At 62.3% G+C, this 26,002-nt stretch carries 22 protein-coding genes and 1 pseudogene; 4 read left to right on the top strand and 19 right to left on the bottom strand.

Annotated elements, in window-relative coordinates:
* The first annotated feature begins 186 nt into the window (after positions 1–186).
* Complete coding sequence (locus M1D43_RS29205) at positions 187–888, top strand: class I SAM-dependent methyltransferase (protein WP_015242041.1); 702 nt, start codon at positions 187–189, stop codon at positions 886–888.
* On the opposite strand, the gene M1D43_RS29200 is transcribed toward M1D43_RS29205, so the two are convergent.
* From M1D43_RS29200 to M1D43_RS29175, 6 genes and pseudogenes are all read right to left on the bottom strand, one after another.
* Positions 860–1,657: an ABC transporter ATP-binding protein gene (locus M1D43_RS29200; RefSeq protein ID WP_015242042.1), complete on the bottom strand. Its 798-nt coding sequence runs from the start codon at positions 1,655–1,657 to the stop codon at positions 860–862. The two genes, M1D43_RS29205 and M1D43_RS29200, sit on opposite strands and share 29 nt — an antisense overlap.
* Positions 1,658–1,665: 8 nt before the next feature.
* A complete protein-coding gene (locus M1D43_RS29195; RefSeq protein ID WP_015242043.1) occupies positions 1,666–2,700 on the bottom strand; it encodes a FecCD family ABC transporter permease in 1,035 nt (344 codons plus the stop codon).
* A complete protein-coding gene (locus tag M1D43_RS29190; RefSeq protein ID WP_028010733.1) occupies positions 2,697–3,698 on the bottom strand; it encodes a FecCD family ABC transporter permease in 1,002 nt (333 codons plus the stop codon). Before M1D43_RS29190 ends, M1D43_RS29195 begins: the two co-directional genes overlap by 4 nt.
* A gap of 22 nt (positions 3,699–3,720) precedes the next feature.
* A complete protein-coding gene (locus tag M1D43_RS29185) occupies positions 3,721–4,701 on the bottom strand; it encodes an ABC transporter substrate-binding protein (RefSeq protein WP_050579892.1) in 981 nt (326 codons plus the stop codon).
* Positions 4,702–4,876: 175 nt separating this feature from the next.
* A pseudogene (locus tag M1D43_RS29180) lies at positions 4,877–5,803 on the bottom strand (ornithine cyclodeaminase family protein); the annotation flags it as partial.
* A gap of 235 nt (positions 5,804–6,038) precedes the next feature.
* Positions 6,039–7,364, bottom strand: coding sequence for an NAD(P)/FAD-dependent oxidoreductase (locus M1D43_RS29175; RefSeq protein WP_027988837.1), 1,326 nt, complete (start codon positions 7,362–7,364; stop codon positions 6,039–6,041).
* Positions 7,365–7,599: 235 nt separating this feature from the next.
* On the opposite strand from M1D43_RS29175, the gene M1D43_RS29170 reads away from it, so the two are divergent.
* Positions 7,600–8,076 (top strand): Lrp/AsnC family transcriptional regulator, encoded by a 477-nt coding sequence (locus M1D43_RS29170; protein WP_003533554.1) that lies wholly within the window; start codon positions 7,600–7,602, stop codon positions 8,074–8,076.
* 108 nt (positions 8,077–8,184) lie between these two features.
* Here the strand turns inward: M1D43_RS29170 and M1D43_RS29165 are convergent, their stop codons facing one another.
* The 7 genes from M1D43_RS29165 to M1D43_RS29135 all read right to left on the bottom strand — a co-directional run bounded on the left by M1D43_RS29165 (position 8,185) and on the right by M1D43_RS29135 (position 16,606).
* A complete protein-coding gene (locus tag M1D43_RS29165; RefSeq protein ID WP_015242049.1) occupies positions 8,185–9,840 on the bottom strand; it encodes an ABC transporter ATP-binding protein in 1,656 nt (551 codons plus the stop codon).
* On the bottom strand, positions 9,840–10,703 hold the full coding sequence (locus M1D43_RS29160; RefSeq protein ID WP_010967983.1) for an ABC transporter permease: 864 nt from the start codon (positions 10,701–10,703) through the stop codon (positions 9,840–9,842). Before M1D43_RS29160 ends, M1D43_RS29165 begins: the two co-directional genes overlap by 1 nt.
* A complete protein-coding gene (locus tag M1D43_RS29155) occupies positions 10,700–11,650 on the bottom strand; it encodes an ABC transporter permease (RefSeq protein ID WP_010967982.1) in 951 nt (316 codons plus the stop codon). Before M1D43_RS29155 ends, M1D43_RS29160 begins: the two co-directional genes overlap by 4 nt.
* Positions 11,651–11,741: 91 nt before the next feature.
* Positions 11,742–13,352, bottom strand: a complete 1,611-nt coding sequence (locus M1D43_RS29150; RefSeq protein WP_027988836.1) for an ABC transporter substrate-binding protein — start codon at positions 13,350–13,352, stop codon at positions 11,742–11,744.
* Positions 13,353–13,421: 69 nt separating this feature from the next.
* Positions 13,422–14,135 carry an HAD-IA family hydrolase gene (locus M1D43_RS29145; RefSeq protein WP_026029646.1) on the bottom strand — a complete coding sequence of 238 codons (714 nt, stop codon included), beginning with the start codon at positions 14,133–14,135 and terminating at the stop codon, positions 13,422–13,424.
* A gap of 243 nt (positions 14,136–14,378) precedes the next feature.
* Positions 14,379–15,755 carry an aspartate aminotransferase family protein gene (locus M1D43_RS29140; RefSeq protein ID WP_015242050.1) on the bottom strand — a complete coding sequence of 459 codons (1,377 nt, stop codon included), beginning with the start codon at positions 15,753–15,755 and terminating at the stop codon, positions 14,379–14,381.
* 14 nt (positions 15,756–15,769) lie between these two features.
* Positions 15,770–16,606 (bottom strand): GNAT family N-acetyltransferase, encoded by an 837-nt coding sequence (locus M1D43_RS29135; RefSeq protein ID WP_015242051.1) that lies wholly within the window; start codon positions 16,604–16,606, stop codon positions 15,770–15,772.
* A 316-nt stretch (positions 16,607–16,922) separates the two neighbouring features.
* On the opposite strand from M1D43_RS29135, the gene M1D43_RS29130 reads away from it, so the two are divergent.
* The gene (locus tag M1D43_RS29130) at positions 16,923–17,591 is read left to right on the top strand and encodes a haloacid dehalogenase type II (RefSeq protein WP_015242052.1); all 669 of its coding nucleotides are present in this window, start codon (positions 16,923–16,925) and stop codon (positions 17,589–17,591) included.
* A 16-nt stretch (positions 17,592–17,607) separates the two neighbouring features.
* Entirely contained in the window at positions 17,608–18,885 is a 1,278-nt protein-coding gene (locus tag M1D43_RS29125) for an NAD(P)/FAD-dependent oxidoreductase (protein WP_027988835.1), read from the top strand.
* A gap of 264 nt (positions 18,886–19,149) precedes the next feature.
* On the opposite strand, the gene M1D43_RS29120 is transcribed toward M1D43_RS29125, so the two are convergent.
* The 6 genes from M1D43_RS29120 to argE all read right to left on the bottom strand — a co-directional run bounded on the left by M1D43_RS29120 (position 19,150) and on the right by argE (position 25,991).
* Positions 19,150–20,604: an NAD-dependent succinate-semialdehyde dehydrogenase gene (locus M1D43_RS29120; RefSeq protein WP_027988834.1), complete on the bottom strand. Its 1,455-nt coding sequence runs from the start codon at positions 20,602–20,604 to the stop codon at positions 19,150–19,152.
* Positions 20,605–20,638: 34 nt separating this feature from the next.
* A complete protein-coding gene (locus M1D43_RS29115) occupies positions 20,639–21,682 on the bottom strand; it encodes a tartrate dehydrogenase (RefSeq protein ID WP_013845665.1) in 1,044 nt (347 codons plus the stop codon).
* A gap of 9 nt (positions 21,683–21,691) precedes the next feature.
* Positions 21,692–23,155, bottom strand: coding sequence for an aldehyde dehydrogenase family protein (locus M1D43_RS29110; protein ID WP_017264873.1), 1,464 nt, complete (start codon positions 23,153–23,155; stop codon positions 21,692–21,694).
* 332 nt (positions 23,156–23,487) lie between these two features.
* Positions 23,488–23,841 (bottom strand): cupin domain-containing protein, encoded by a 354-nt coding sequence (locus M1D43_RS29105; protein WP_014990237.1) that lies wholly within the window; start codon positions 23,839–23,841, stop codon positions 23,488–23,490.
* Between the two features lie 90 nt (positions 23,842–23,931).
* A complete protein-coding gene (locus M1D43_RS29100) occupies positions 23,932–24,855 on the bottom strand; it encodes a 2-hydroxyacid dehydrogenase (RefSeq protein WP_015242057.1) in 924 nt (307 codons plus the stop codon).
* A gap of 11 nt (positions 24,856–24,866) precedes the next feature.
* Entirely contained in the window at positions 24,867–25,991 is a 1,125-nt protein-coding gene (gene argE / locus M1D43_RS29095) for an acetylornithine deacetylase (RefSeq protein ID WP_017264872.1), read from the bottom strand.
* Positions 25,992–26,002: the final 11 nt, after the last annotated feature.

Here is a 26,002-nt window from a genome sequence, read left to right as displayed (position 1 = left end):
ACTTCGACAAGCGATTTTTCGGGTGGGACTGCGACGTTCGCAGCCAGAGAGCGGAAGGACGGCATTGCGGCCATTTGCGGCATTATCGGAGTCGCGAGCTTCGAATTCACTCGATTTGATCTATCCGCCTCGAGCTCACCATCCTATGAGATTGGCTTCGGATGAATCGCATCGGAGAGACCGCAGATGAACCATGACGCCCAGAAAACCATCACCACCTGGTACGTCGACCCTGACGCGGACGACAGAATGTCAGACGGACATGCACCGATCTGGCGGCATCTCATCGACCTGATCGTCGAGCACGATCTTTCGGAAAAGAATGTCCTCGACTTCGGCTGCAACCAGGGCGGTCTGCTACGGCATCTCTATGCGATCAGGCCGTTCCGCAAGGCGCTCGGCATCGATATTGCGGCGCAATCGATCGCAAAAGCTGAGACCTTCAAGGGCAACATTCCCGTCCAGCATGCTGTTGGTGGAACTCTCGAAGGGTGGGTCGAGGAGTTCGATCTCGCAATCAGCCACGAGGTCATTTACCTCCTCGAGGATATCGACGCCCATGCCACGGATATCTTCAAGGCTCTCAAGCCCGGTGGCGCCTATTATGCTGTCACTGGCTGCCACACCGACAATCCGCTCTGGCCGAAATGGCGCGAGCTCGTGGCGAAGCGCACGAACACCGTCGTCCAGGATCGCTCCATTTCGGATTTCGGGCGCGCATTTGCCAAGGCCGGTTTTGAGGTCTCCGGCCGGAAACTGGAATACGACGGCTTCATACCGTTCGTTGAGGATGGCTGGACGTCGGATTTCGCCGACGCCCTGAACTATTACACCGAGACCAAGATCATGTTCCGCCTGGTCAAGCGCCCGAACGCAGGAAGCGCGTAAGCTCGATATCGAAATGCGGCGGTTTGTCCGCAGCAACCTCGACGAACCGCCCTTTCACCCGAAATGTCTTCTCGATCAGGCCGCTATCGGCGAGCGCCCGTGGCTCGCCGTCGAAGCGCAACTCGCCTTGCTCCAGCAGCGAGATACGGTCACTGACGGCAATCGCTTGGTTGATGTCATGGATCGCCATGACGATCGTCACGCCTTTCTCCCGGCTGAGACGATGGACGAGGTCCAGAACCTCCACCTGATATCCGATGTCCAGGAACGACGTCGGTTCGTCGAGCAGGAGGATGCCCGCCTCCTGCGCCAGCGCCGCCGATATCCACGCCCGCTGCCGTTCGCCGCCCGAGAGTTCCTGAAGCGTTCGATCTGCCAAACTCGTGAGGCCGGTGCTCTCAAGTGCCCATTGGATGGCCGCCTCGTCCTTGCGGTCATAGGAGCGGAAGAGCCCGACATGGGGAAAGCGCCCCTGCCGCACGAGCTGGGCGATCGTCATCTCGTCCGGGGCGGACGGCTGCTGCGGCAGGAAGGCCAGCTTTTTGGCGATTGTGCGTCGCGCCATCGAAGTCACCGGAACATCCCCAATCTCCGCTTGCCCCTCCGCGGGCTGGATTAAGCCTGCCATTGCCTGTAGTGCCGTGCTTTTTCCGGAGCCGTTCGGTCCTATAAGGGCGCGGATTTCGCCCTTCTGCACCGATAACCGAAAGCCGTTCAGCGCCTTCCGACGACCGTAGTTTACCGACAATTGCGAACATCTCAGAGGCATGGGCGATCTCAGGGAGCTTTGCGTAGAAGGGCGAGCAATACCGGCACGCCGACGATGGCCGTGACCACTCCGATCGGCACTTCCTCGGCGTGTCCGACCAGACGACCGATCAGGTCCGCGAGGGTGACGATGACCGCTCCAAGGACGACCGTCAGAGGCAGCACCAGCGGGAAATGCCGCCCAGCGAGAGACCGCGCCAGATGCGGAACCATGAGCCCGACGAAAACGATCGGGCCAACTGCCCCGACGGCGCTTGCGGAGAGGGCACAGGATAGAAGCAGGGCGAGCGAAAACTGCTTGCGGTAGGAGAGGCCAAAAGAACGGGCGACAGCCGAGTCGAACTGCAAGAGGACCAGCGGACGGTAGATCATAGGGAGGACGGCTAGGCCGGCGGTCGTGAACGGCAGCAGAAAGATCGCATGATCCCATGTGCGCGCGTAAAGGCTTCCGGAGAGCCATTCGAGAATGATCTCGATGCGTGCCGAACCCCAGCCGGCGATCAGGCCTATGGCAAGCGCGTGCAGCACCGCCCCAATCGCGATCCCGCAGAGGGTGATCCTGAGCGGACTGAGGTCGAGCCGAAAAGCCATCAGGTAGATGATGCCTCCCGCCGCCATGCCACCCACCATTCCGGCCGACGGCAGCCATCCGATCGGCAGCTCGGCGACCGTGTTGGAACCGGGATTGAAGATGTAGACGGTGAACAGCAAGAACACCGTGACGGTCAAAGTCGCTCCCTGCGACACCCCCATCAGTGAGGGATCGGCGAGTGGGTTTCGGGTTATCGTCTGAAGCAACAGTCCTGCGACGGCGAACTGAATGCCGGCAAGGATACCCGTGACGATACGCGGCAGACGGATGTCGAGAACAATCGAACGGGCTTCCGGCGAACCGCTCCCGGTCAGAACCGAGGCGACGTCCGCCGCGGGGATGTCGACCACGCCAAGGAACACGGCAGCGACGAACGAGAACAGGACGAGCAGAATGACCGCAGGCAGGAGCCATGGTTTCGGTCGGGTGAGGACGAGCGGGTCTGAGGTCATGCCTCTCTCTTGAAAGTGAGACGCCCTCGATGGATGAGATAGATGAAGATCGGCCCGCCGAGAAGCGCAGTTATGATGCCGACCGGCAGTTCCTTGGGAATGGCAACGGTGCGGGCGACGAGGTCGGCTGAGGTCACCATCAGAGCACCGATTGCCGCCGTGAGCGCGATCTCCCAGGCCGTCCCTGAGGGCCGCAGGAGCCGGGCGATGTGCGGGGCTGCGAGACCGACGAAGGCGACGGGTCCCGCGACCGGGGCGACGCCCGCCACCGGACAGGTGCCGAGAAGCAAGAGGACCGGTTTCCAAAAGTTGAGCTGCACGCCCATTCCGGCGGCGGTGTGGTCACTCAGGGCGAACATGGCAATCACCCGATGCAGCAACAGCGCTCCCACCAGCCCAAGGCCGACCCAGGGAAGCATCTGGACGAGGTGCGACCAGGTGCGTCCGGCGAAGCCGCCGGACAGCCAGAACAGCAGTGCAGTCGATTGCGGCCCGGCCAGAAGCAGCACGTAGATCGTGATCGCTCCGAGGAATAACGATACGCTGACCCCGCCAAGCGCCAGGTGAAGCGGACGTCCGTTTCCGCCGCGCGCCACCCAGAATGTCACTGACGCGGCGGCGAGACCGCCCGCGAGGCCGACGAAAGGGTAGTAGACGGATGAAAACCACGGCAGCAGAACGAAGCACCCGACGATGGGCGCGACCGCGCCGGCGGTGACGCCCGTGATCCCCGGATCGGCGAGCGGGTTGCGGGTCAGTGCCTGCAACAGATAGCCCGAGACAGCCAAGCCCGACCCCGCGACGGCGGCCGCGAGGCTTCGCGGCAGTCTCAGGGTCCAAACGAGGATCGACTCGATCTTGCCATCGGGAGCAACGAGCACGCGCAGCACGGCATCGATGGAAAGCGTCCTCGCCCCAGGCAGCAGCCCGACGAGGACAATCAGCACGGTCGCCGCGAAGACGAATCCTATGGCTATCGAGGATTTCCGTGTGCCCATCGCCATCGCGATCGCTCGTCCGTTATTTCTGAGCCTCGGCCGGGATGATCTTGGCGGCTTCCGCCTTTACGTCCACCACAGGGAAGACGTTGGGATAGAGGTAGTGGGCGGCCTCGCGTAGAACAATTTCGCGGGCAATCGGGCCATTGGTCTCGACCCACTGGTCGCCGACATAGAACACTCTCTTGTTCTTGACGGCCGTCAGTTCCTGCCAGATTGGGTTGTTCTCATGCGGGCGGTCGGGGCCGGAGTCGTAGATGAAGAGGACTTCCGGGTCTTTCTCGAGCATGGTCTCCAGGCTGAGATCGACGCCGAATTCGCCGCCGGGGGTCATGTTTCCAGCGATGTTTTCGCCACCAATCGCCGCAACGATGGATGCTGCCGTGTTTTCGGTATGGAATGCGAACGGCGTCTCGCCACCCCACATGATCGCGAAGCGCGGATGAACGTCCTTTGGAGCCTTTGCGGCAAATTCCGCCAGATGCTCGCGAAACTCCTTGTTCAGTTGAAGGCCGCGCTCGGGATTTCCGAGGATTCTCGAAAGCTCGGCGATTTCACGGTCACTCCCGTCCAACAGCTCCATGTTGTAAGCGACGTAGGAGGCAATCTTCTCAAGCTGCGGCGCGTTCCCGACGGTATAGCGCCGGATGGCGACGATCAGGTCGGGCTTGGCTTCCGAAAGGAGTTCCAGGTTCGGTTTGGCGCGCTGGCCGATCTGCTTCATGCCTGCCGTCAGGCCGAGGAGGAAGTCTGGCTCGCGTCCGGCCGTCATGTAGGTGCTCGCCACGGGCTTAATGCCAAGAGCAAGAGCTACGTCATCCCCGAAGTAGGAAATCGAGGCGATGCGCTTCGGCTGAAGCGGGACCTCCACCTTCACGCCACGGTCGTCGGTGGTCGTGAGGGTTTTGCCGTCCTGTGCTCGGACGGGGCCTGCTGCTATCACAGCCAGAAGACCGAAGAGAATTGCGATTTTACCTGCGTTCGCCACGGCGATGTCCTCCATATGAATGTCGAGATCGCTTTTAGCCATCAAAGAGGAGCGCCGCAATCCACTTTAACCGCACTCGCTGCCCAGATCCGTGAGTCACTTCCGCTTTTGGAGCGAGCACCGGAAACTCCGTGCGCTGTCGGCGGATGACTGCGGATGACTGCTTAGGTGGGGTAGTTGCGCAGGGTCATTACTCAAAAAACTGAAAGAAAGTGCCGACGTTTCTGGCTATTGCGTTCTGATAGATTTTGCTGGCTGTCGTATTGTCTTGTATGGCCACCCCCGTGGAATCGAAAATCGTGATTGCGTCATCACTTTCTCGTCCCGGCTTCCTTCCCAACAATACCGCACCGATTTCGCCATGGATGTCGTCATTAGCGATGATGTTTTTTGTTCAGCGGGTGCCAGGTTTCGCCCTTTTCTGTGCATTGCGAGATCGAGTCGACGATGATTTTGGCGTTCCTGAAGAGCTCCGGATCCAGCTCCTGTTTGCCGCGTTGATCTGTGCCGATTGTAACGATGTGTGTTCCGGGCTTCACCAAATCCGCTTCCACAAGCTCCCCTTTTCCCCGGGTCGTAATCAAGATATCGGCCTGCTCAACCGCTTCCTTCTTGGAACTTGCGACGATGACGGGAATGCCGAATTCGCGTTGGATGTCCGTCTTGTATCTGGAAAGGCGTTCCGGGGTGCGGCTCCAGGCGTGGATCTTTTCGATCTTCATTCTCTCGTTGACCGCACGGATTTGCATTCTCGCCTGATTACCTGTGCCGATCGATGCGATCGTCCTGGCGTTCTTTCTCGCCAGTGCTTTGACGGAGACGGCTCCAGACGCCCCCGTTCTGAGGCCAGTGATCAAGCTTCCATCCATGATGCAAATCAACGCACAGCTCCTGGCATCAAACAGGAGAATGGTGCCTATGCTATTGGGCACGCCATGTTCTGCCGGGTTGTTGGTGAACCTTCCAGAGTGCGCTTTCATGGAGATGATTTCATTGCTTTATAATAGCCAAGCTTGAAGTCGATTTCTCCACGGAGAGAGGGGTGATGTATCCCAATATAGTCAGGTTGTTCCACCTGATCGCTGCTGAAGGCCTTGTAAGCCTCTTCCACCGCGCCGGCATGACCTCTCTATTTTTGGATTCATGGGATGCATCGGCACAGCACGCCTGTACCGCAACCACCATAGTGGGCGAGCGGGGAGACTAGTGGCCGCATTCCCCGCGAGCTGAAGCAGATTGCTTTGTATCGCATAGGGGCTTTGGCAGAGAGTTGCGGCAGGCGTCTTTCTGAGCTTAGGCGAAAATGTTGGAAGAGGCGCTTGCCGGCACTGGTCGCCATGCGAGGATCTCATCTAAAAATCAGCGACTTTACCCCAGGCGGATTTTCCGAAGCGGTCCGGATGGTAGGGGCGGGGATCGACGATCGGCTCGCTGCCGGTCACGATATCTGCGATCAAGTGACCGGCGCCCGGACCGATACCGAAGCCGTGCCCGCTGAAGCCGGCGGCGAGGATGAAACCCGGTATTGCAGCGATTTCGCCTATGCCCGGCACCCCGTCCGGCGTGCTATCGATATAGCCCGCCCAGGCGGCGGTGATCCTGGTGTTCTTCAGAGCAGGCAGTAGGTCGAGCGCGCGCGAATGGGTGAGGCGAATGGTGGCGTTATCGACTGCCGGATCAAGGATGCGCATGCGCTCCATCGGTGTGGGGGCGTCCAGTCGCCAGCGGACCAAGGTCTCATGGCCGGAGCGGAAGCCCTCAAGCCCGCCCGGTGCCAGGCTGCGCCACCGTTTGATGAACATCGGCAGAAACTGCGGCGCGAACCTGAGTTGCTGCGGGGTCGGGTCGATGCGGCCGCGGCCGCTGATGGCGAGCGAATAGCCCCCATCGCTGCGGCGCGTCACCGAAACCGCCGCCGTATGCAGCGCATCCGGAAGGCTGGTGACGCCCGGCGAGACGGCAAGGATCGACGAGCGGATGGCGGCTTGTGGAAAGCGGATGCCAAGCTGGCGGCAGAAGGAGGACGACCACGCACCGCCGGCAAGGATCGCCGTCTTCGTGCGGATGGCGCCATGCTCGGTGACGACACCGGAGAGACGGCCCCCTTCGGTCTCAATGCCGCGAGCAGCGCAGGATTGGTGGATGGTGCCGCCGAGCTCGAGGATCGCACGAGCCACCGCGGGTGCCGCACTTGCCGGATCGGCAGTGCCGTCGGTCGGCGAAAAGACCCCGCCCTTCCATGGCTTGCCGGTTGCGCGGCCGCGCTCGGTCGCCTGTGCGCTGTCGAGCATATGGGTGGTTACGCCGACGGTTCGGGCGAAATCGCGCCAGCGTGCCCAGCCGGCCAGCTCCTCTTCGCTATTGCTGAGGTAGAACAGCCCGCAGCGGCGGAAGCCGGTGTCTTCGCCGTTTTCAGCGGCGAAACGCTCCCAAAGATCGAGGCTCTTCGTCGCCATCGGCAACTCGCGGGCGTCGCGGTTCTGCTGGCGGCACCAACCCCAGTTGCGGCTCGATTGCTCCGCGCCGATCCTTCCTTTTTCTACAAGTGCCACCTTCAATCCACGGCGGGCAAGGTAATAGGCCGAGAACACGCCGATGATGCCGCCGCCGATCACGACGGCATCCGCGGCATCGGGCACCTCACATGTTGTGTGGACGAATTTCAGCGGTGCGGGCATGGCGGGACCTCCGTTTCGGCGCAGTTTAGCGGCTTTGGCGCGGCGGCGTTGTCGGAGTACGGCCGGAGAGCAGCAGAAGATGCCGTCTTGCAGGAGCAATACCGCCCTTTTTGCTTCGGTTCACTGCTCCAAACCAAATCGACACGCCTGTCGCATGTGTTAAGGTTGTCGCTGGGAAAGTCGCAGCACAATCTGCTGCGCCGTTGACCCACTTCAGCAAGGGGAAAGACGCGCCATGAAACTCGACCGGATCGACATCAAGATTCTGTACGAACTGCAGAAGAATGGTCGCATCACCAATGTCGAACTCGCTGAGCTGGTCAATCTCTCGCCGAGCCCCTGCCTGATGCGGGTGAAAAAGCTGCAGTCGGAGGGCTATATCGACGGCTATTCCGCGCAGATCAACGTCGGCAAGCTCGGACAGACCCTAACGGTCTTCACCGAGATCACTTTGAAGAACCACCGACAGATCGACTTCGCCCGCTTCCTTGCGGCAATCGAGAAGGTCGACCAGGTGATCGAATGCCATCTGGTGTCCGGCGGCTATGACTATCTCTTGAAGTTCGTCACGGCCGGCATCAACGAATACCAGACGATCATGGAGCGCCTCACCGACATGGACGTGGGCATCGACAAATATTTCAGCTTCGTTGTGCTGAAGTCGCCGATCGTCAAGGCGCACATGCCGCTGACCAGCCTGTTTCGGGTCTGATTCGGCCGAAATCTGCAATCCCGCCCCCGGGTGACACCCTCTGCCCGGCAGGGCAGAAGAGTGTATCACACCCTTTCCCGTTTCCGCGGTGCGATCAGATGGGAGCCTCTACCTCCGGCAATAGGCCCTGACCAATTCCGGATCCTGTTCGAGGCCATCGAGCCAGGAGGGATCGAGCTTCGGCACCGAGGAGAAGAGCAGCTGCGAATAGGGGTGGTGGGGCGCATTAATCTTGGCCGGAGTGATGTCCTCAACCTTTTTGCCGCCATACATCACGGCGATCTCGTCGCAGATCGCCTCCACCAAGGAGAGGTCGTGGCTGATGAAGATGTAAGAAAGACCGAGCTCGCGCTGCAATTCCTTCAACAGCTCGATGACCGCGGCGGCGACGACCGTGTCGAGCGCCGAGGTAATCTCGTCGCAAAGGATCAGCTTCGGATCAGCGGCGAGCGCGCGGGCGAAGTTGACGCGCTGTTTCTGGCCGCCGGAAAGCTCGCCCGGCCGGCGATGACGCAGGTTGCGAGGCAGGCGCACCATGTCGAGCAGCTCGTCAATGCGGAGGCTGCGGGCCCTCGCATTCATCCCATGATAGAAGACGAGCGGCCGGTCGAGGATGTCCTCGACCGATTTCGCTGGGTTGAGGGCGGTGTCGGCATATTGAAAGACGATCTGCATTTCGCGCAGCTGGTCGCGCGTGCGCTCGCGGGCGCTCCGACCGAGTTCCTTGCCGTCGAAGACGATCTTGCCGACGGCGGCCGGCAATATGCCGGCAATGGCGCGGGCGAGCGTCGACTTGCCGCACCCCGACTCGCCGATGATACCGAGGTTGCGACCCTTTTCCACCTTTAGGCTCACATCTTCGACGGCGCGCACGAGCGGCAAGCCGTCGGTCTTGGACGCACCGTATCCCGCGACCAGGTTTTCGATCTTGAGCAGGGGAGCCGCTGCGCGTTCGGCTGCGTCGGCAGCCTCCCGTGGCTTTGGTTCAAAGGCCGAGAGGAGTTCGCGCGTATAGGGGTGCTTGGCGCTCGAAAGAATTTCCTCGGTGGTGCCGACCTCCTGTACTTCGCCGCCCTTCAAGACGACGATATGGTCGGCGATCTGAGCGACGACCGCGAGGTCATGCGAGACGTAGACGCCGGCGATGCCGCCCTTCTTCATCACGGACTTGAAGGCGCGTAGCACCTCGATCTGGGTCGTTACGTCTAGCGCCGTCGTTGGCTCGTCGAAGATGACGAGCTTCGGGTCGCTGATGAGGGCCATGGCGGCCGAAAGACGCTGCAGTTGTCCGCCGGAAACCTGGTGCGGATAACGGCTGCCGATCGTCTCGGGCTCGGGTAGCGACAACGCCCGGAAAAGTTCGACGGCGCGGGCACGCGCCTCGGCGGCAGCCATAAGTCCGTGAATACGGGTGACCTCGATCACCTGGTCCATGATCGTGGCGGCCGGGTTGAATGCGGCTGCAGCTGATTGCGGAACATACGTGACCTCGGTGCCGCGCACCTTGGCTCGCTGCTTTTCCGTCAACGTCACCAAGTCATTGCCGGCGACCAAGACGCTGCCGCCGGAGATGCGGCAGCCCGGGCGGGCATATCCCATCAGCGTCAGCGCTATCGTCGTCTTTCCCGAGCCGCTTTCGCCGATAAGAGCGACGATCTCGCCCTCGGCGACATCGAGGCTGACGCCCTTGATGATCTCTACACGGCGGCCGGTATCGGTGGTGGCTTCGACCTTCAAGTCACGGATTTCTACGAGGTTGCCCATTATTCGCTCCGATCGCGGATCTTCTGCGGCAGGTTGTCGATCAGGAGGTTCACGCTGATCGTGAGGCTTGCGATGGCAAACGACGGGAAGATTACCGCCGGTGCGCCGAAGGGAAGGCCGCCGATGTTTTCGCGCACCAATGCCCCCCAATCGGCATAGGGCGGCTGGACGCCGAGGCCGAGGAAGGAGAGGCCCGAGAGCAGCAGAACGATGAAGACGAAGCGGATGCCAAGGTCGGCAAGTACCGGGCCGATGATGTTCGGCAGGATCTCCGAACGGATGAGATAAAGCGTGCTCTCGCCGCGGATACGAGCCACGGTAATGAAATCCATCGCATTGATGTTGACAGCGAGCGCGCGGGCGAAGCGGTAGGCGCCCGGGATGTATATCACCGACAGCGTCAGGATCAGCACGGGAATGGAGGAGCCGACGGCGGCGACCACCACGAGACCGAAGAGCTTGCTCGGGATCGAATTGAGGGCGTCGAGAAGGCGGCTGAGCAAAGTGTCGAGCCAGCCGCCGGCGACCGCTGCAATCATGCCGAGGACCACGCCGCTGAAGCAGGCGATGGTGACTGCCGCAAGCGAGATGCCGACCGTGTAGCGGGCTCCCATCAGGATGCGTGAGAGCATGTCGCGGCCGAGGTAGTCGGATCCAAGCCAAAAGTCGCGGCTCATGGGGCCGAAGTAGTCGAGATCGACGATCTCCCCGACCGGATAGGGGATGATTAGCGGCGCGAAGATCGCGACGAGCGCCCAGCAAAGGATGATGGAAAGACCGACCATCCCGACAATATTGAAGCGATAGCCGAGCCGGGTTCCGGAAATCCGGGCAGACTTGGTCTCAGAGTGGGTCATTGTCATCGTAGCCTCGGATTGGAAAGGATGGCGATGATGTCGGCTGTCGTGATCAGGAGCAGGTAGCCGAGGCAGAAGACCATCGCGCAGCTCTGGATCAGCGGCAGATCGCGGGTGGAGACGGCATCGACCATCAGCTTGGCAATACCGGGATAATTGAAGATCGTTTCGACGATGATGACGCCGCCGAGCAGATACGAGAGCGAAAGTGCAACCGCATTGACAATCGGCCCCAGCGCGTTTGGCAGCGCATGGCGAAACACCATGCGCGACCGGGAGGCACCCTTGAGCAGCGCCATCTCCACGTAGGGCGTGTTGAGGGTCTCGATCACTGCTGCCCGGGTCATGCGGATCATTTGGGCCGAGATGACGAAGGTGAGCGTGATGACCGGCATTGCATAGACACGCAGGAGATCGGTCATCGACGTCACCTCATTGGCAAAGGAGAGTGCCGGCAGCCATTTCAGATAGACGGCGAAGACCAGCACGGCGGAAGTCGCTATCATGAATTCCGGCACGGAGATGACCCCGATGGTGAGCACCGTCACGATCCGGTCGTAAGGCGAACCGCGCAGCATCGCCGACGTAATCCCGAGGGTGAGTGCGATCGGCACAGAGAAGAGGGCGGTAACGCCGGCGAGCTGCAGTGTGTTGACGAAGCGCCCGCCAATCAGATCTTTGACCGGCATCTCGTTGGCATAGGATGTGCCGAGGTCGCCTTGCAGCAGACCGACGATCCAGCGCAGGAAACGGAAGATCGCCGGCTCGTCGAGGTGCATCGCCTTGCGCAGGCCTTCGACGGCCTCCGGCGTGGCGGCCTGGCCGAGCAGGATCGACGCGGTGTCCCCCGGCAGGAGCGTCGTCGCGAAGAAGACGGCGAAGGAGACGATCACCAAGGTGATCACGGCGATGAGCAATCTGCTCAGCACGAGGGATAGGACCCGGTTGTTCACGGCGCTCCCTTTCGGCTTTTCAAGACAGGTTTCGAACCAAAGTGCCGGGGGCGCAGCGATGCGGTTGCAGCCCCCCAGCCCAGTTGCTCAGTCAGGCCTCGAGCCAGACATATTCCGCAAAAGCATAACCCATCTGCCCGCCAAGCGGATTGGCTTCCAGGCCCTTAAGCTTGGCGGTGATCGCGTCGACATTGGAGATATAGGCCGGAATGATGGTGCCGGCTTCACTAGCGACCATCACCTGCATCTCATTATAGATCGCCTTGCGCCTCTCCTGGTCGAGCGAGCCACGCGCCTCGATCAGCATCTTATCGAACTTCTCCGACTTGTATTGGCTCTCGTTCCACGGAGCCTCCGAGGAGTAGAGCAGAGAGAACAGGATATCCGGCGTGGGGCGCGGGTTGATGTTGCCGAAGTGGACCGGCGCCTTCAGCCAGTAATTATCCCAGTAACCGTCTGCGGGAACGCGCTGGACATCGAGCTTCAATCCGATTTCGGCAGCGGAGGCCTGGATGATCATCGCCATATCGACCGCGGAGTTCGCTGCATCGGAGGCAACCACCGGGATCGACTGGCCTAGCATGCCGGCCTTCTCGAAGTGGAACTTCGCCTTCTCGGGGTCGAAGGCGCGCGGCTTCAGGTCGGGATTGTGATAGAAGTTGGCCGGGGATACCGGCTGGTCGTTGCCGACCTCACCCAGACCCCGAAGCGCCGACTTAACGATCTGCTCGCGGTTGACGAGATACTTCATGCCTTCGACGAAGTCGCGCTTGCTGCCGGGTTCCATGTCCAGCCGCATGTTGAGGTTGGTGTAGTTGCCGGAGGTCGTCTTCGAGAGGACGAAGCCGGCGCCCTGACTCTCGACCAGGCGCATGGAGCGCGGATTGATCGTGGCGGCGAGGTGGATGTCGCCGGACAAGAGCGCATTCACCCGGGAACTGTCGTCGCTGATCGCGAAGTACTCGAAAGACTCCACGTTCGGTCCGGACTTCCAGTAGTTCTTGTTCTTGATGCCGACGGAGCGCACGCCGGGCTCGAAGACTTCTCTCACGAAAGCGCCGGTGCCGTTCCCTTTTGAGAAGTCGGTGGTGCCGTCGGCGACGATCATGAAGTGGTGCATCGAGAGGATCGTCGGCAGGTCGGCATTAGGGCTCGCAAGCGTGATTTCGACCGTCTGCTTGTCCACCGCCTTGAAGCCCGTCATCTGCGCGGCGATCTTGGCGACCTTTGAACCGACAGACGGGTCGAGGTGGCGCTTCAGCGAGAAGATCACGTCGTCGGCTGTTAGCGGCTTGCCATCATGGAAGGTGACGCCCTTCCTCAGCTTGACGGTCCAGGTCTTCGCATCCTTGGTTTCGATGGCTTCGGCCAGCTCCATCTGCGGCGTGCCGCCTTTATCGAGGAAGGCGAGGCGGTTATAGAAGGAGCAGCAGCGGACATAGTCGGTGGAGAGCGATGCCTTGGCCGGATCGAGCGTGTCGGCGGTGGAAGCCGACCACCCGGCCGCTCTGAGCGTACCGCCGGAGACCGGCGTTGCAGCAACCGCATTCCCGGCTCGGCCGAGCACCAGGCTGCCGGCGGAGAGGGCGGCACCGCCGGCCAGCATCATCTGCAGGAGCTCGCGGCGTGTCGCTCCGCGACGAATGGCCGTTTCGACCATAGCGTCGTCGGATCTGGTCCAGTTGGTGATCTTGTCGTTCATGTCATTCCCCTTTTCGTTTGTGGCGGGCTGCCCGTCTTACGCGGGTTCGGACCCGATACGGTGAACTGGTCAGCCGCGTGCGACGACCACGGCATCGGCAAGAGCGGCCATGGAGGTGAAATGGTAATCGGGTGCGGTGAATTCGGCGGGCTCAATAGTGCCGCCATAGCCCTTCTGTGCGTGGCGACGCTCGATCCAACAGTTGGCCAACCCGAGCTTCCGGGAAATGCCGATATCGTGATATTGGCTCTGGGCGACATGCAGAATGTCGTCCTTTGAATTTCCTTCCGAGCCGACGAAATCGAAGACCTTCTCGAAGAAGACGGGGTCCGGTTTTTCAGTCCCGGTATCGTCAGCCGTAAATGCCGCGTAAAAAGGGTTGCCCAGCTGCTGGGCGAAGAGATCGAAGGCCCAGCGACGGGCATTGGTCATCGCCACGAGCCGGCAACTTTTGGCAAGCCGTGCCAGCGCCTCGGCGCTGTCGGCAAAACCTTTCCAGTTCTTCGTGGAGTCCCTGAAACGTTCTCCATATTTCGGTTCGGCTGGCAGGCCAAGCTTTGGCGCGATTTCAAGATAGACCCGTACGAGGTCGTCTGGGAAGAGGTCGGCGTCCTTGGAATAGCGCGCTGCGCGGTAAAGGCTGAGCGCTTCCTCGCCATCGATCGCGACACCTGCCTCGGCGGCAATGCCGGCGAGACAGTCCTTGAGGCCACCTTCGAAGTCGATCAGGGTGCCGACGACGTCGAAAGTCATGTATTTGAACTCCTGAAGGCTCTTGCGCACGTCGATACCCCAGTTTTTCGGGCGCTCCCTCGGGAGCACGGCTTCGTGAAGAAGGTTATACTGTTCCCGGCGGCGGGTGATTTTCCCGCTCTTGGTAAAAGGGCTCGAATTTGCTCGGATCCGGTCCTTTTCCTCGACTCCAGTTTGGCACTTGTGCTGCACGGAAGTGGCCGAAAAGACATTCTGAAGCGGCACAAAATTCCGAATATGACGTTTTCGCGATATATCGCGCCCCGTCATGCGTCAGGTCTTCAGAGCCCGGCGAACGTCCGGGTCCTCCAGGGTCTCATCCAGTGATTGGCGGGTGCGCTCGATAATCGCGTCGATTTCCGTTTCGCTGCAGCAGAGAGGCGGCGCATAGCCGAGCACGCCATTGGCGAAGGCGCGGATGACGAGACCATTTTCCCAGGCACGGTCGAAGATGCGGCGCGCAGGTTCCGCGGCTGCCGGCAAAGGGGTCTTCTGCGCCTTGTCGACGACGAGTTCGATGGCCGCGAGCATGCCACGGCCGCGCACGTCGCCGACGAGCGGGTGATCCCTCAGGCTTCCGAGACCTTCCATCAGTCGGGCACCGGCCTTCACGCCGTTCTCCAAAAGACCGTTCTCGTAAAGCCTCAGCACCTCGAGGCCGACGGCGGCGCTGACCGGGTGGGCCGAATAGGTGTAGCCGTGGCCAACGGCGGAAGCGCCGGCACCGTCGGCTATCGTCTGGTAGATGTGGTCGGCCATGAAGACGGCACCCATCGGCACATAGCCGGAAGTGAGACCTTTGGCCGTGGTGATGAAGTCCGGCACGATCTCGTCTTCGGTCGAGGCAAAGAGCGGACCGGTGCGCCCGAAGCCGGTGATCACCTCGTCGGCCACGAAAAGGATGCCGAGGTCGCGGCAGAGCTCGCGCATCGCCTTCATCCAGCCCCTGGGCGGCACAAGCACGCCGCCCGACCCCTGGATAGGTTCGGCATAGAAGGCAGCAACGCGCTCGGGGCCGATTTCCTCGACCTTGCGCCTGAGGGCTGTGAGCGAGGCCGCGATGATCGCCTGCGGATCATCACCCACTGGATTGCGGTAGGCGTAGTGCGACGGAATTTTGTGCTGCCAGTCGAAGGGTATGCCGAAGCCGGTGTGGAAGGCGGGCAGCGCCGTCAGGCCCGCCCCGACGGTCGAGGAACCGTGGTAGCCTTGCTCGACCGAGATGAACTGGTCGCGCTGCGGCTCGCCGCGCGCAATCCAGTAGTAGCGGATGAAGCGGATCGTACTGTCGACGGCGTCGGAGCCGCCGAGCGTGAAATAAACATGATTTAAATTGCCCGGCGCGCGCTCTGCGAGTTCCGAGGCGAGGCGGATCGCCGGTTCCGAACCGAGGCCGAAATAGGCCGTCGCGTAGGACAGCTCGCGCATCTGCTTTGCCGCCGCCTCGACGATTGTCTCGTGGCCATAGCCGGCATTGACGCACCAGAGACCGGCAAAGCCGTCGATCAGTTGCTTGCCTGAAGCGTCGGTGACCGTCGCGCCTTTGGCCGAGGCAAGCACGCGCACGCCGAGCTTTTCGTGGCCGCGATAGGAGGCGACCGGATGGATGAGGTGGGCGCGATCGAGTTCGATGAGGGAGTTGCTGTACATCAAGAACCTCCGGATCAGCCGAGCGCCTGGTTGGCGAGGGCAAAGGTGTTAGCGGTGGGATCGGCGGCGCGGCGGATCGGTGGCTTCATCATGGCGATGCCGCCGCCGACATGAGCGAGCCCCTGTTCGGCAAGCCATACGGAGAGGCCGGTGCCGGCGGTCGTATCGACGCGGAGGAACCGGCCCGGCCGTGCGGCGATGAAATGGGCGACGAGTGCCTTGGCATTATCGAGGTCGGCGGCGACCACGGGACCGATGACCTCGCCACGGCCGAAGGCACGCAGCGCGGCGAACCCGGTGACGCGGCCGTCACGGCGAAGGACGGCGAATTCGCCCACCTTGGCGAGATAGGCAATCAACGCTCCACGGTCGGCGCCGAAGGCAAGGCGGTCGAGTTTGGCGATCGCTTCGACATCGGCGGTGCTCGCAGCCTCCGGTTTGGCCGCTGCGGCGATTTCTCCGACTACGCCCTGATGCTGCAGGACGGCGTCGCTCTCGCCAAAACCGAGCTTGTCATAGAGCGGCAGGCCTTCGGCCGTCGCCACCAGCCGGAGCGGCCGGTCGCCGGCGATCCGGAATGCGGCGTCCATCAGCTTGCGACCGAGGCCGCGACCGCGCACCGCCTCGTCGACGATGACCATGTTGATGGTCGCGCAGTCCCTTTTATATGGGGTGACAAGCACGGTGCCGACGACCCGCCCGTCCTCAACGGCGACGATACCTTCGCTCAAGGCGAGCGCCATCTGCCAGTCTTCCAGCCGATGCGGCCAACCGGCCTGCCGCGAGAGCCTGATGGCGGCTTCAAGATACTCGGGACCGAAGGCGGTGAGTTCGATCTCATTTGTCTGCATGGGGATGTCCTTCATTTCTGCTCTGAAGTCTGAAGGAGTGCCGGCCGGCAGTTCGTCTGAAGGCTGCGGTCCAAGCGAAATCTTATAGCTTTGCTCTCACGGACCGCCGCATCTAATGCTGCCAGGCAAGAACGGCAGCGAAAATCTGGGCGGCAATAAGCAGAGCGGCAGGCAAAGCTCGCAACCTTCTGCCAAAGCCGACTTTGGATACGATAGATTCTGCTTCTATTCTTGCGAAATCAGGTGAGCCGAGGAATGAGCTGGCGCCTATGATCTTACACGTAAACCCTGGTCCGCTCTTTCGAGGATAGTTCACATGTCGATCTTCCGTCCGAAATACATCACCTTCGATTGCTATGGCACGCTAACCAACTTCCAGATGGCGGAAGCGGCGCGCGACCTTTACAGCGAACAGCTCGACGAGGCGCGCATGGCGGAATTTATCAAGAATTTCGCTGCCTACCGCCTCGACGAGATCCTCGGCGACTGGAAGCCCTATGCGGAGGTGGTGCACAATTCGCTCGAACGGACCTGCAAGCGCAACGGCATTGAATTCCGCGAGGAAGCGGCGCGCATGGTCTATGAACGCGTCCCGACCTGGGGTCCGCACGCCGACGTACCGGCGGGGCTCGCCAGGGTCGCCAAGGAGATCCCGCTTGTCATCCTGTCCAACGCGATGAACTCGCAGATCATGTCGAATGTCGAGAAGCTCGGCGCTCCTTTCCACGCGGTCTACACCGCCGAACAGGCGCAGGCTTACAAACCACGTTTCAAGGCGTTCGAATACATGCTCGACATGCTCGGCTGCGGTCCGGAGGATATTCTCCATTGTTCATCCTCCTTTCGCTATGACCTGATGTCGGCGCATGACCTCGGCATCAAGAACAAGGTCTGGGTCAATCGCGGCCATGAGCCGGCCAACCCCTATTACGGCTACGTGGAGATCACCGACATTTCGGGGCTTCCTGGCGTCGTCGGTCTTTAGAGAGAGGCGTAGCGCCATGAAATTCCTGTCCTACTGGCACGACACCGCCCCGGCCTTTGCCGGGGCTGCTCAGGGTTCGGTCGAAGGCCATTTCGACGTCGCCGTGATCGGCGGCGGCTTCACCGGCCTCGCTGCTGCTCGGCAGCTCGCCAAGGCGGGCTCGAAGGTCATCGTGCTGGAGGCGGAGAAGGTCGGCTGGGGCGCCTCCGGCCGCAATGGCGGACACGTCAACAACGGACTTGCGCATAGCTATCTGGCGGCCAAAGCGGAGCTCGGCAAGGAGCGGGCGATCGCGCTTTACAAGGCGCTCGACGACTCGATCGACACGATTGAGGCATTGATCGCGGAGGAGGGAATCGACTGCAGTTTCCGCCGCGCCGGCAAGCTGAAGCTCGCCTCCAAGCCTCAGCATTTCGAGACGATCGCACGCAACTTCGAAGCCGTGCACGCGGAGGTCGATCCCGATACGGCGCTACTTAGCGCAGACGACCTTAAGCAGGAACTCGGCGCGCCTTTCTTCGGCGCCATGCTCTCGAAGAAAAGCGCGATGATGCATATGGGCCGTTACGTCGTCGGTCTCGCCGAAGCGGCCACGCGTCACGGCGCCACGATCTTCGAGCAGGCAGCCGTCACTGAGCATCGGCAGGAAGGCGGCGGTCGGCACGCGTTGAAGACCACCCGCGGCAACGTCACTGCGGATGCAGTGCTCGTCGCCACCGGCGCCTATACGCCTTCGGCCTTCGGCTATTTCCGCCGCAGGATCATCGCGGTCGGGAGCTTCATCATTGCCACCCGGCCGCTGACGGCGGAGGAGATCGAGGCGACGATGCCGGGCAACCGCACCTGCGTCACGTCGATGAACATCGGCAACTATTTCAGGCTCTCGCCAGACAGCCGGCTGATCTTCGGCGGCCGCGCCCGCTTCTCGGCGACGTCCGACCAACGCTCGGACGCGAAAAGCGGTGCGATCCTCAAGGCGAGTCTGGCCGAGATCTTTCCGCAGCTCGCCAAGGTCGACATCGATTATTGCTGGGGCGGTCTCGTCGACATGACCAAAGACCGCTTCCCCCGCGCCGGCTGTCACGATGGAGTCTGGTACGCTATGGGCTATTCCGGCCATGGCGCACAGCTTTCGACTCATCTTGGGATGATCATTGCGGACGCGATCCTCGGCCGGCCGGACCGAAATCCACTGAAGGGTTTCGAGTGGCCGGCGGTGCCGGGCCATTTCGGAAAACCATGGTTTCTGCCGCTCGTGGGCATGTATTACAAGATGCTGGACAGGATCCGGTAGACAGCGCAGGCTTATAAAGGAAGGGCGCGGACCGAAATGGTGCCGCGCCCTGTTGCTTGGAGATTTAGCCCTGGGCAAGCCGCCTAAGGCGTGCAGCAGTCTTGCGGCGGCGACATGCGCAAGGGCAAGGAATTGAAGCGCCTCGCACGCGCTCGAGGGCGGGATGAGGAATGGACGGTGGCTTTCCGCGCCCATAGCGCTCTAACCTGAGAACCCGATCAAGTTTAGGGTCTTGGGTCGATCCGACCCAAGACCCTAGGGACCTTAGTCCAGCCCGCCGATATGGAAGCTCTTCATCTCGAGATATTCCTCGATGCCGACCTGGGCGCCCTCGCGTCCGAGGCCGGATTGCTTGACGCCGCCGAAGGGCGCGACTTCGGTCGAGATGGCGCCGGTGTTGAGGCCGATCATGCCAAACTCCAGCGCTTCCGCCACCCGCCAGGAGCGCTTCAGGCCTTCGGTGTAGAAATAAGCGGCCAGCCCAAAGGGCGTGCCGTTGGCGATGGCGATCGCCTCGTCTTCGGTCTCGAAGCGGAAGAGCGGGGCAACGGGACCGAAGGTTTCCTCGCTGGCGAGCAGCATGTCCGTGGTGGCGCCGGTGAGCACAATCGGGGCCGTATATTGCCGGCCCCCCGGCACCGACCTGCCACGCGCCGCCAGCTTTGCGCCCTTGGCAATCGCGTCTTCGACGTGGCGGTCGATCTTGTCGATCGCAGCCTCATTGATCATCGGGCCAATTGCGATGCCGGGCTCCGTCCCCGGGCCTACCTTCATCGCGTTGACGCGGGCGCCGAGCTTCTCGGCGAAGGCGTCATAGACGCCGGCCTGCACGAGAATTCGGTTGGCGCAGACGCAGGTCTGCCCGCCATTGCGGAACTTCGACGCGATCGCGCCTTCCACCGCAAGATCGAGATTGGCGTCGTCGAAAACGATGAAGGGGGCATTGCCGCCGAGTTCGAGCGAGAGCCGCTTGACGCTGTCTGCAGCGCCGCGCATCAGCAGCGAACCGACGCGGGTCGAGCCGGTGAAGGAGATCTTGCGTACCGTCTCGTTCGTCATGAACTCGTTACCAATCGCCGTCGGCATGCCCGTGACGATATTGACGACACCGGCCGGAATGCCGGCGCGCTCGGCGAGCACGCCGAGGGCGAGCGCCGAGAAGGGCGTGAACTCCGAGGGCTTGATGACCACCGTGCAGCCGGCGGCGAGCGCCGGGGCGACCTTCCGGGTGATCATCGCGTTGGGGAAATTCCACGGCGTGACGACGGCGCAGACGCCGACCGCTTCCTTCAGCACGACGATGCGGCGGTCCGACGTCGGGGAGGGAATGGTGTGGCCGCCGATGCGGCGGGATTCTTCCGCGAACCATTTGACAAAGGCGGCGCCGTAGCGGATCTCGCCACGCGCCTCCTCGAGCGGCTTGCCCTGTTCCATCGTCACGAGCACCGCCAGATCTTCGAGGTTTTCGATCATCAGCGCGTGCCAGCGCTCGAGCACGGCGGCGCGTTCGGCGTGCGTTTTCTTCTTCCAAGGCCCGAAGGCGGCATTGGCCGCTTCGATGGCCGCGCGGGTTTCGGCCGTTCCCATGTCGGGCACGGTGCCGAGAACGGCCTGGTTCGCAGGATCGATGACGTCGACGACCTCGCCCGAAGCTCCGGCGATCCACTCACCGCCGATCAGGCCCAATTGCCGGAAGAGTTCCCTGTCCTTCAATCTCATGTGTTTATCCCTCCTGTGTTTATCCCTCTTGCGATCAGTCGAGCGCGGCGAGCACTGCCGCGGTGATGGATCGGGTCCTATCTTTTCCCGGAACGGTGCCGATGCCGCGGATGGTCGTGCGTTCGAGCGCGGCCATGATCATCCCCGCGGCCTCTCTTTCTCCAAGATGCTCGAGCATCATCGCGCCGGACCAGATGGCGGCGATGGGGTTGGCGATGCCGAGATGGGCGATATCCGGGGCCGAACCGTGCACCGGCTCGAACATGGAGGGGGCGCTTCTGTCCGGATTGATGTTGGCGGAAGCGGCAAAGCCCAAACCGCCCTGTATGGCGGCGCCGAGATCGGTGAGGATGTCTCCGAAGAGGTTCGAGGCGACAACGACATCGAGGCTTTCGGGCGCCATCACGACGCGCGCGGCCATGGCATCAATGTGATAGCTCGTCACCTCGACGTCCGGATACTCGGCAGCGAGCTGTCGCGTGACCTCATCCCAGAACACCATCGAGTGTTTCTGGGCGTTCGATTTGGTCACCGAGGCGAGCTTGCCGCGTCGCTGACGTGCCTGCTCGAAGGCGAAGCGCAGGATCCGTTCGACACCCGCGCGGGTGAAGATTGAGGTCTCGACCGCCACCTCGTCCGCCGTGCCCTGATGGACGCGACCGCCGGCGCCGGAATATTCGCCCTCGGTATTCTCGCGGACGCAGAGGATATCGAAGTCGCTCGCCTTCAGCGGTCCTTCGACGCCCGACAGCAGTCTATGCGGCCGGATATTCGCATATTGCACGAAGGCCTTGCGGATTGGCAGCAGCAGGCCGTGCAGCGAGATGGAATCCGGCACCTCCGCGGGCCAGCCGACAGAGCCGAGCAGGATGGCGTCGAAAGGGCGCAGCGCTTCGATGCCGTCCGCCGGCATCATCGCGCCGGTCTCCTTATAGAAGGCGCAGGACCAGGGAAAAGACGTACCGGTTAACGTGAAGCCGGAATGCCTGGCGACGGTGGAAAGGACCTGCCAGGCGGCATCCGTCACGTCCTGGCCGATTCCGTCGCCGGGGATGAGTGCGATCGAATAGGATTTCATTGCTTTTCCCTAGAGGCTGATGAGCACGCTCTTGCTCTTGCGGTTGGCGTGGTAAGCCTCGCGGCCAAGATCCTTGCCGATGCCGGAGCGCTTGTAGCCGCCGGTCGGCAGGATGTGGTCGCGAGAGCGGCTGTAGCGGTTGACCCAGACGGTTCCCGCCTGGAGTCTTCGCGTCAGCCCCAGGGCGCGCGACAGGTCGCGGGTGAAGAGGCCGGCGGCAAGGCCGTAGATCGGGTGATCGGCGAGCGCGAGCGCCTCCTCTTCGTCGGCGAAGGTCTGCATGGTGAGCACCGGGCCGAAGATTTCCTCGGTAATCGCCGGCGAGGAGCTGTCGCGTACGGCCATCAGCGTCGGCTGATAGAAATAGCCCGGCGCATCCATTTGGGCGCCACCGAACAGGCATTCGCCGCCCGCCTCGACGGCCGCCTCGACGATGCCGTGGATGCGGTTCAACTGGCGCTTCGAGATGATGGGCGAGTATTCGCTCGTCTCGTCCCAGGTCGGGCCCGGCTTCGCAGCCTCCATGCGCGTGACGATCGCTTCGGCGAGGGGAGCGGCAATGCATTCTTCGACGATCAGCCGGGAGCCAGCGACGCAGGCCTGGCCGGCATTCGAAAGCATGCTCTGCGCGATCGCCGCCGCCGCCTTGTCAAGATCGGCATCGGCGAAGACCAGTTGTGGGCTTTTTCCCCCGAGTTCCAGCGTCATCGGCTTGATGCCGGTGCGGGCGACGTTGGCCATGATAGCGGTCCCCGCGCCGGTCGAGCCGGTGAAGCTCACCTTAGCGATATCCGGGTGTCCGGTCATGGCCGTGCCGGTGACGGGGCCGTCGCCCAGAACGACGTTGATGAGGCCGGCCGGCAGACCGGCCCGGATCGCGAGCTCCGCAAGGTAGACAGTCGAGAACGGCGTCATTTCCGAGGGTTTCAGCACCACCGCATTGCCTGCCGCGAGTGCGGGGCCGAGCTTCCAGGCGGCCATGGAAACGGGAAAGTTCCAGGGCGTGATGGCACCGACGACGCCAAAGGGCTCGGTCATGATCATGCCGAGATTGCTGTCGTCGGTTGGCACGAGATCGCTTCCCTCCTTGTCGGCGAATTCGGCGAAGAAACGGATCTGTTCGGCGCTGACCGCAATGTCGCCGGCGACGAGATGACCAACGGGCCGGGTTGAAGAAAGCGCCTCGAGCTTGGCGAGGGTTTCCGCCTCGCTTTCGATCAGGTCTGCCCAGCGCTGCAGCACGACTGTTCGCTCGCGCGGCCGCACGCCGCTCCAGTTGCTCGCCTTGAGCGCCTTCTTGGCGGTTTCGACGGCGCGATCGACGAGCACCTCATCCGCAAGCGGGCAGCCTGCATAAGGCTTGCCATCGGAGGGGCGATGCATGTCGATGATGCCTTCGGCCGGCACCAGCCGACCGTCGATGAAGTGGCCGACGGGCAGGGGAAGTGTGTCTGGATCAAAGCTGAGTGTCATCGCGTATCCTCGGTATCGGCTTGAACTCAAAGCTACTGGAGGACCGCGAGCAGCATGCATCGACTGGCGATGCCGGCACGGTGGAAAATTACGTTTTTGGCGGCACGACAACCAAATCTTCGGCGGTCATTATGGCGCCTGCCGTGCGACGCGTCGGCAAGGTGTGGGAGGCGATCCGAGGAGGGCGGCGGACAGACGTCAGATAGTCAAGCGGAGACGGCTCGGTCGGTGATGGCACGCCCGAGAACCAGAGAGCGTGCCATCTTCAGCATGAAGGTAGAGAGAATGCTCTTGCGCGACCTCTGAGGCGACCGGGTCGCGCGGCCTCGGCGTCACATCACGGTCACGTAGATCTTGCGGACCGTCTCGATTGTCTTCCAGATGCCGACGAAGCCCGGCTTCATGACGAAGCTGTCGCCGCTCTTGTAAACGACCGGCTTCCCGTTTTCCGGCGTGAGTTCGACGACTCCGGAGAGAATATGGCAGAACTCGAAGGTCTCCCCCTTGACCGAGCGCGTCTCGCCGGGGGACGCTTCCCAGACGCCGGTGTGGATCATTTCCCCGCGTGCGACGTCCTGTGCCCAGGTCTTGAAGGCAGGATTGCCGGAGATCAGACGTTCGGGGAGCGGGCTGGACTCGCGCGGCGCGAAAGAAGGGTTGGTCTCGATGGTTTTCAAGAGCGACATGGTTTTCCTTTCCTGGGTTTAGAACTTGATGCATGCCGCCCAGCGGGTACAGGACAACCGGCATATGGCTTCGATCTGGTTCGACGCGCCTCAGTAGCCGCGGCGACGGTCGACCAGCCCGATCGGCTCGAGACCTTGCCGGTGCCGTTTGATATTCTCGATCACGGCTCTGGCGGCGGTTTCCGGCTGGGTGACGCTCGCGATGTGCGGCGTCAGCAGGATCTTCGGGTGGGTCCAGAAGCGATGACCAGAAGGAAGCGGTTCGGGGTCGGTCACATCGACCATGGCGCCGGAGAGATGGCCTTTATCGAGTCCCTCGACAAGTGCGTCGTGATCGAGTTGAGGGCCGCGGCCGACATGGACGAGTGCTGCACCGGCCGGGAGCCGAGCAAAGAGTTGGGCATTAAGGAAGCCGCGCGTCTCGTCGGTGAGCGGCAGGAGGCAGACGAGAATGTCGGTCGAGCCCAGCAAAGTGTCGAGACCGTTCCGGCCGCTTAGGCACCTCACGCCTTCGATTTCATGCGGGCTGCGGCTCCAGCCGGAGAGCGGAAAGCCGAAAGGCTTCAGCCGATCGAGTACCGCAGTTCCGAGCATGCCGAGCCCGAGCACGCCGACGCGGCGTTCGACCGCCTGGACCGGGGCAATGGCCTCCCAATTTTCGCCTTGCTGCTGCTCGAGATAGGCCGGCAGGTTGCGGTGATGCGCGAGCACGGCAAGTGTCACATATTCCTGCATCATCCGAACGATGCCGTCCTCGACCATGCGCACTACCCGCACATGCGGCGGCACCGCCTCGATGCGGAACTGGTCGACGCCGGCGCCGATCGAGAAGAGGATTTCGAGGCTTCGATAGCGTGCGAGATTGTCCGGCACCGTCCAGGTGATCAGGTACCGCACGGCATCGGGATCCACCGCTGCGGGATCCACGGCAAAAGGAATGTCGGGCAGCTCGCGCGCGAATGTTTCGGCGAAAATCGCGCCGCGCTTCGCATCGGAGTTGAAGAGGAAGGCCATGGCGCGTCTCCTTACGCTGTGCAGCGGGCGCCGAGCGCCTCGACCATCGCCCGACATGCCATGAGCTCATCGATGAGGATGTATTCGTCTGGCTTGTGGGCGCGCCCAATGTCACCGGGGCCGCAGATGATCGCGTCGATGCCGGCCCGTTGGAAAAGGCCCGCCTCGGTGCCGTAGCTGACGGCGGGGAGAGCTTCGCGGCCAGTCAACTCCTCGAGCAGGGCCGCCAGCGGAGCGTGAGGTTCAAGCGAAAGCGCCGGATAGGCACTGAGTTCCTTCCACTCCACCTCGAAGCCTAGTGTCGTCAACGCCTCGGCGGTCTTTCGCACCGGCGCCAGCAGCTCTGCCGGGTCGACGCCGGAAATCGCTCGGGCCTCGAACTCGACCTCGCAGCTGTCCGGAATGATGTTGACCGCCTGACCGCCCTTTACCGTTCCGATCTGGAGGGAGGAGTAGGGCGGTTCGAAGACATGCTCGAAGGGCCCGCCGACCAGCCGGTCGGCTTCCGCGACCGCCTGGGTCAGCACGCCTGCTACGCCGTGTATCGCATTCAGCCCCTGATCCGGGCGCGAAGAATGCCCGGAACGCCCCCTGACCGTCAGCCGTGCCGCCGCCTTGCCCTTGTGGGCACGGATCGCGCGCATGCCGGTCGGCTCGCCGATGATCGCGCCGAGCGGCTGGCGGCAAAGTTCCGGCAGGCGTGCGATCATGTGTGGTACGCCGCGGCAGCCTGCCTCCTCATCATAGGACAAGGCGAGGTGCAGCGGCCGACGAAGCGGCATTGCCGCAAGCTTCGGAACGGCTGCGAGAACGGCCGCAAGGAAACCCTTCATGTCGGTGGTGCCGCGGCCATAGAGCCGGTCCGCCTCGACGCGAAGGCGGAAGGGATCGCTCGTCCAGCCGGTCTCCGCCGCCGGAACGACGTCCATATGGCCGGAGATAATATAGCCACGCGCCTCTTTTGGCCCGATGGTGGCGAAGATGTTGGACCGATCGCCCTCCGGACCGGGAAGGACATCCACTGCGATGCCGTGGCTTTCCAAATAGCCGCGGATCCAGGACACGACGTCGTTGTTAGGCAGCCCCACGACGGAGCGAAAGCCGACGAGCTTCCCTAGTATTTCCGCTGCCTGCATTGGTGTCCTCG

Source organism: Ensifer sp. R1-3 (genome assembly GCF_056739175.1).
This window is presented reverse-complemented; position numbering and strand designations above follow the sequence as displayed.

Coding starts and splice junctions, on each gene's coding strand:
- M1D43_RS29205 (WP_015242041.1), top strand. CDS start 187: ATGAACCATGACGCCCAGAAAACCATCACCACCTGGTACGTCGACCCT.
- M1D43_RS29200 (WP_015242042.1), bottom strand. CDS start 1,657: ATGCCTCTGAGATGTTCGCAATTGTCGGTAAACTACGGTCGTCGGAAG.
- M1D43_RS29195 (WP_015242043.1), bottom strand. CDS start 2,700: ATGACCTCAGACCCGCTCGTCCTCACCCGACCGAAACCATGGCTCCTG.
- M1D43_RS29190 (WP_028010733.1), bottom strand. CDS start 3,698: ATGGGCACACGGAAATCCTCGATAGCCATAGGATTCGTCTTCGCGGCG.
- M1D43_RS29185 (WP_050579892.1), bottom strand. CDS start 4,701: ATGGAGGACATCGCCGTGGCGAACGCAGGTAAAATCGCAATTCTCTTC.
- M1D43_RS29175 (WP_027988837.1), bottom strand. CDS start 7,364: ATGCCCGCACCGCTGAAATTCGTCCACACAACATGTGAGGTGCCCGAT.
- M1D43_RS29170 (WP_003533554.1), top strand. CDS start 7,600: ATGAAACTCGACCGGATCGACATCAAGATTCTGTACGAACTGCAGAAG.
- M1D43_RS29165 (WP_015242049.1), bottom strand. CDS start 9,840: ATGGGCAACCTCGTAGAAATCCGTGACTTGAAGGTCGAAGCCACCACC.
- M1D43_RS29160 (WP_010967983.1), bottom strand. CDS start 10,703: ATGACAATGACCCACTCTGAGACCAAGTCTGCCCGGATTTCCGGAACC.
- M1D43_RS29150 (WP_027988836.1), bottom strand. CDS start 13,352: ATGAACGACAAGATCACCAACTGGACCAGATCCGACGACGCTATGGTC.
- M1D43_RS29140 (WP_015242050.1), bottom strand. CDS start 15,755: ATGTACAGCAACTCCCTCATCGAACTCGATCGCGCCCACCTCATCCAT.
- M1D43_RS29135 (WP_015242051.1), bottom strand. CDS start 16,606: ATGCAGACAAATGAGATCGAACTCACCGCCTTCGGTCCCGAGTATCTT.
- M1D43_RS29130 (WP_015242052.1), top strand. CDS start 16,923: ATGTCGATCTTCCGTCCGAAATACATCACCTTCGATTGCTATGGCACG.
- M1D43_RS29125 (WP_027988835.1), top strand. CDS start 17,608: ATGAAATTCCTGTCCTACTGGCACGACACCGCCCCGGCCTTTGCCGGG.
- M1D43_RS29120 (WP_027988834.1), bottom strand. CDS start 20,604: ATGAGATTGAAGGACAGGGAACTCTTCCGGCAATTGGGCCTGATCGGC.
- M1D43_RS29115 (WP_013845665.1), bottom strand. CDS start 21,682: ATGAAATCCTATTCGATCGCACTCATCCCCGGCGACGGAATCGGCCAG.
- M1D43_RS29110 (WP_017264873.1), bottom strand. CDS start 23,155: ATGACACTCAGCTTTGATCCAGACACACTTCCCCTGCCCGTCGGCCAC.
- M1D43_RS29105 (WP_014990237.1), bottom strand. CDS start 23,841: ATGTCGCTCTTGAAAACCATCGAGACCAACCCTTCTTTCGCGCCGCGC.
- M1D43_RS29100 (WP_015242057.1), bottom strand. CDS start 24,855: ATGGCCTTCCTCTTCAACTCCGATGCGAAGCGCGGCGCGATTTTCGCC.
- argE (WP_017264872.1), bottom strand. CDS start 25,991: ATGCAGGCAGCGGAAATACTAGGGAAGCTCGTCGGCTTTCGCTCCGTC.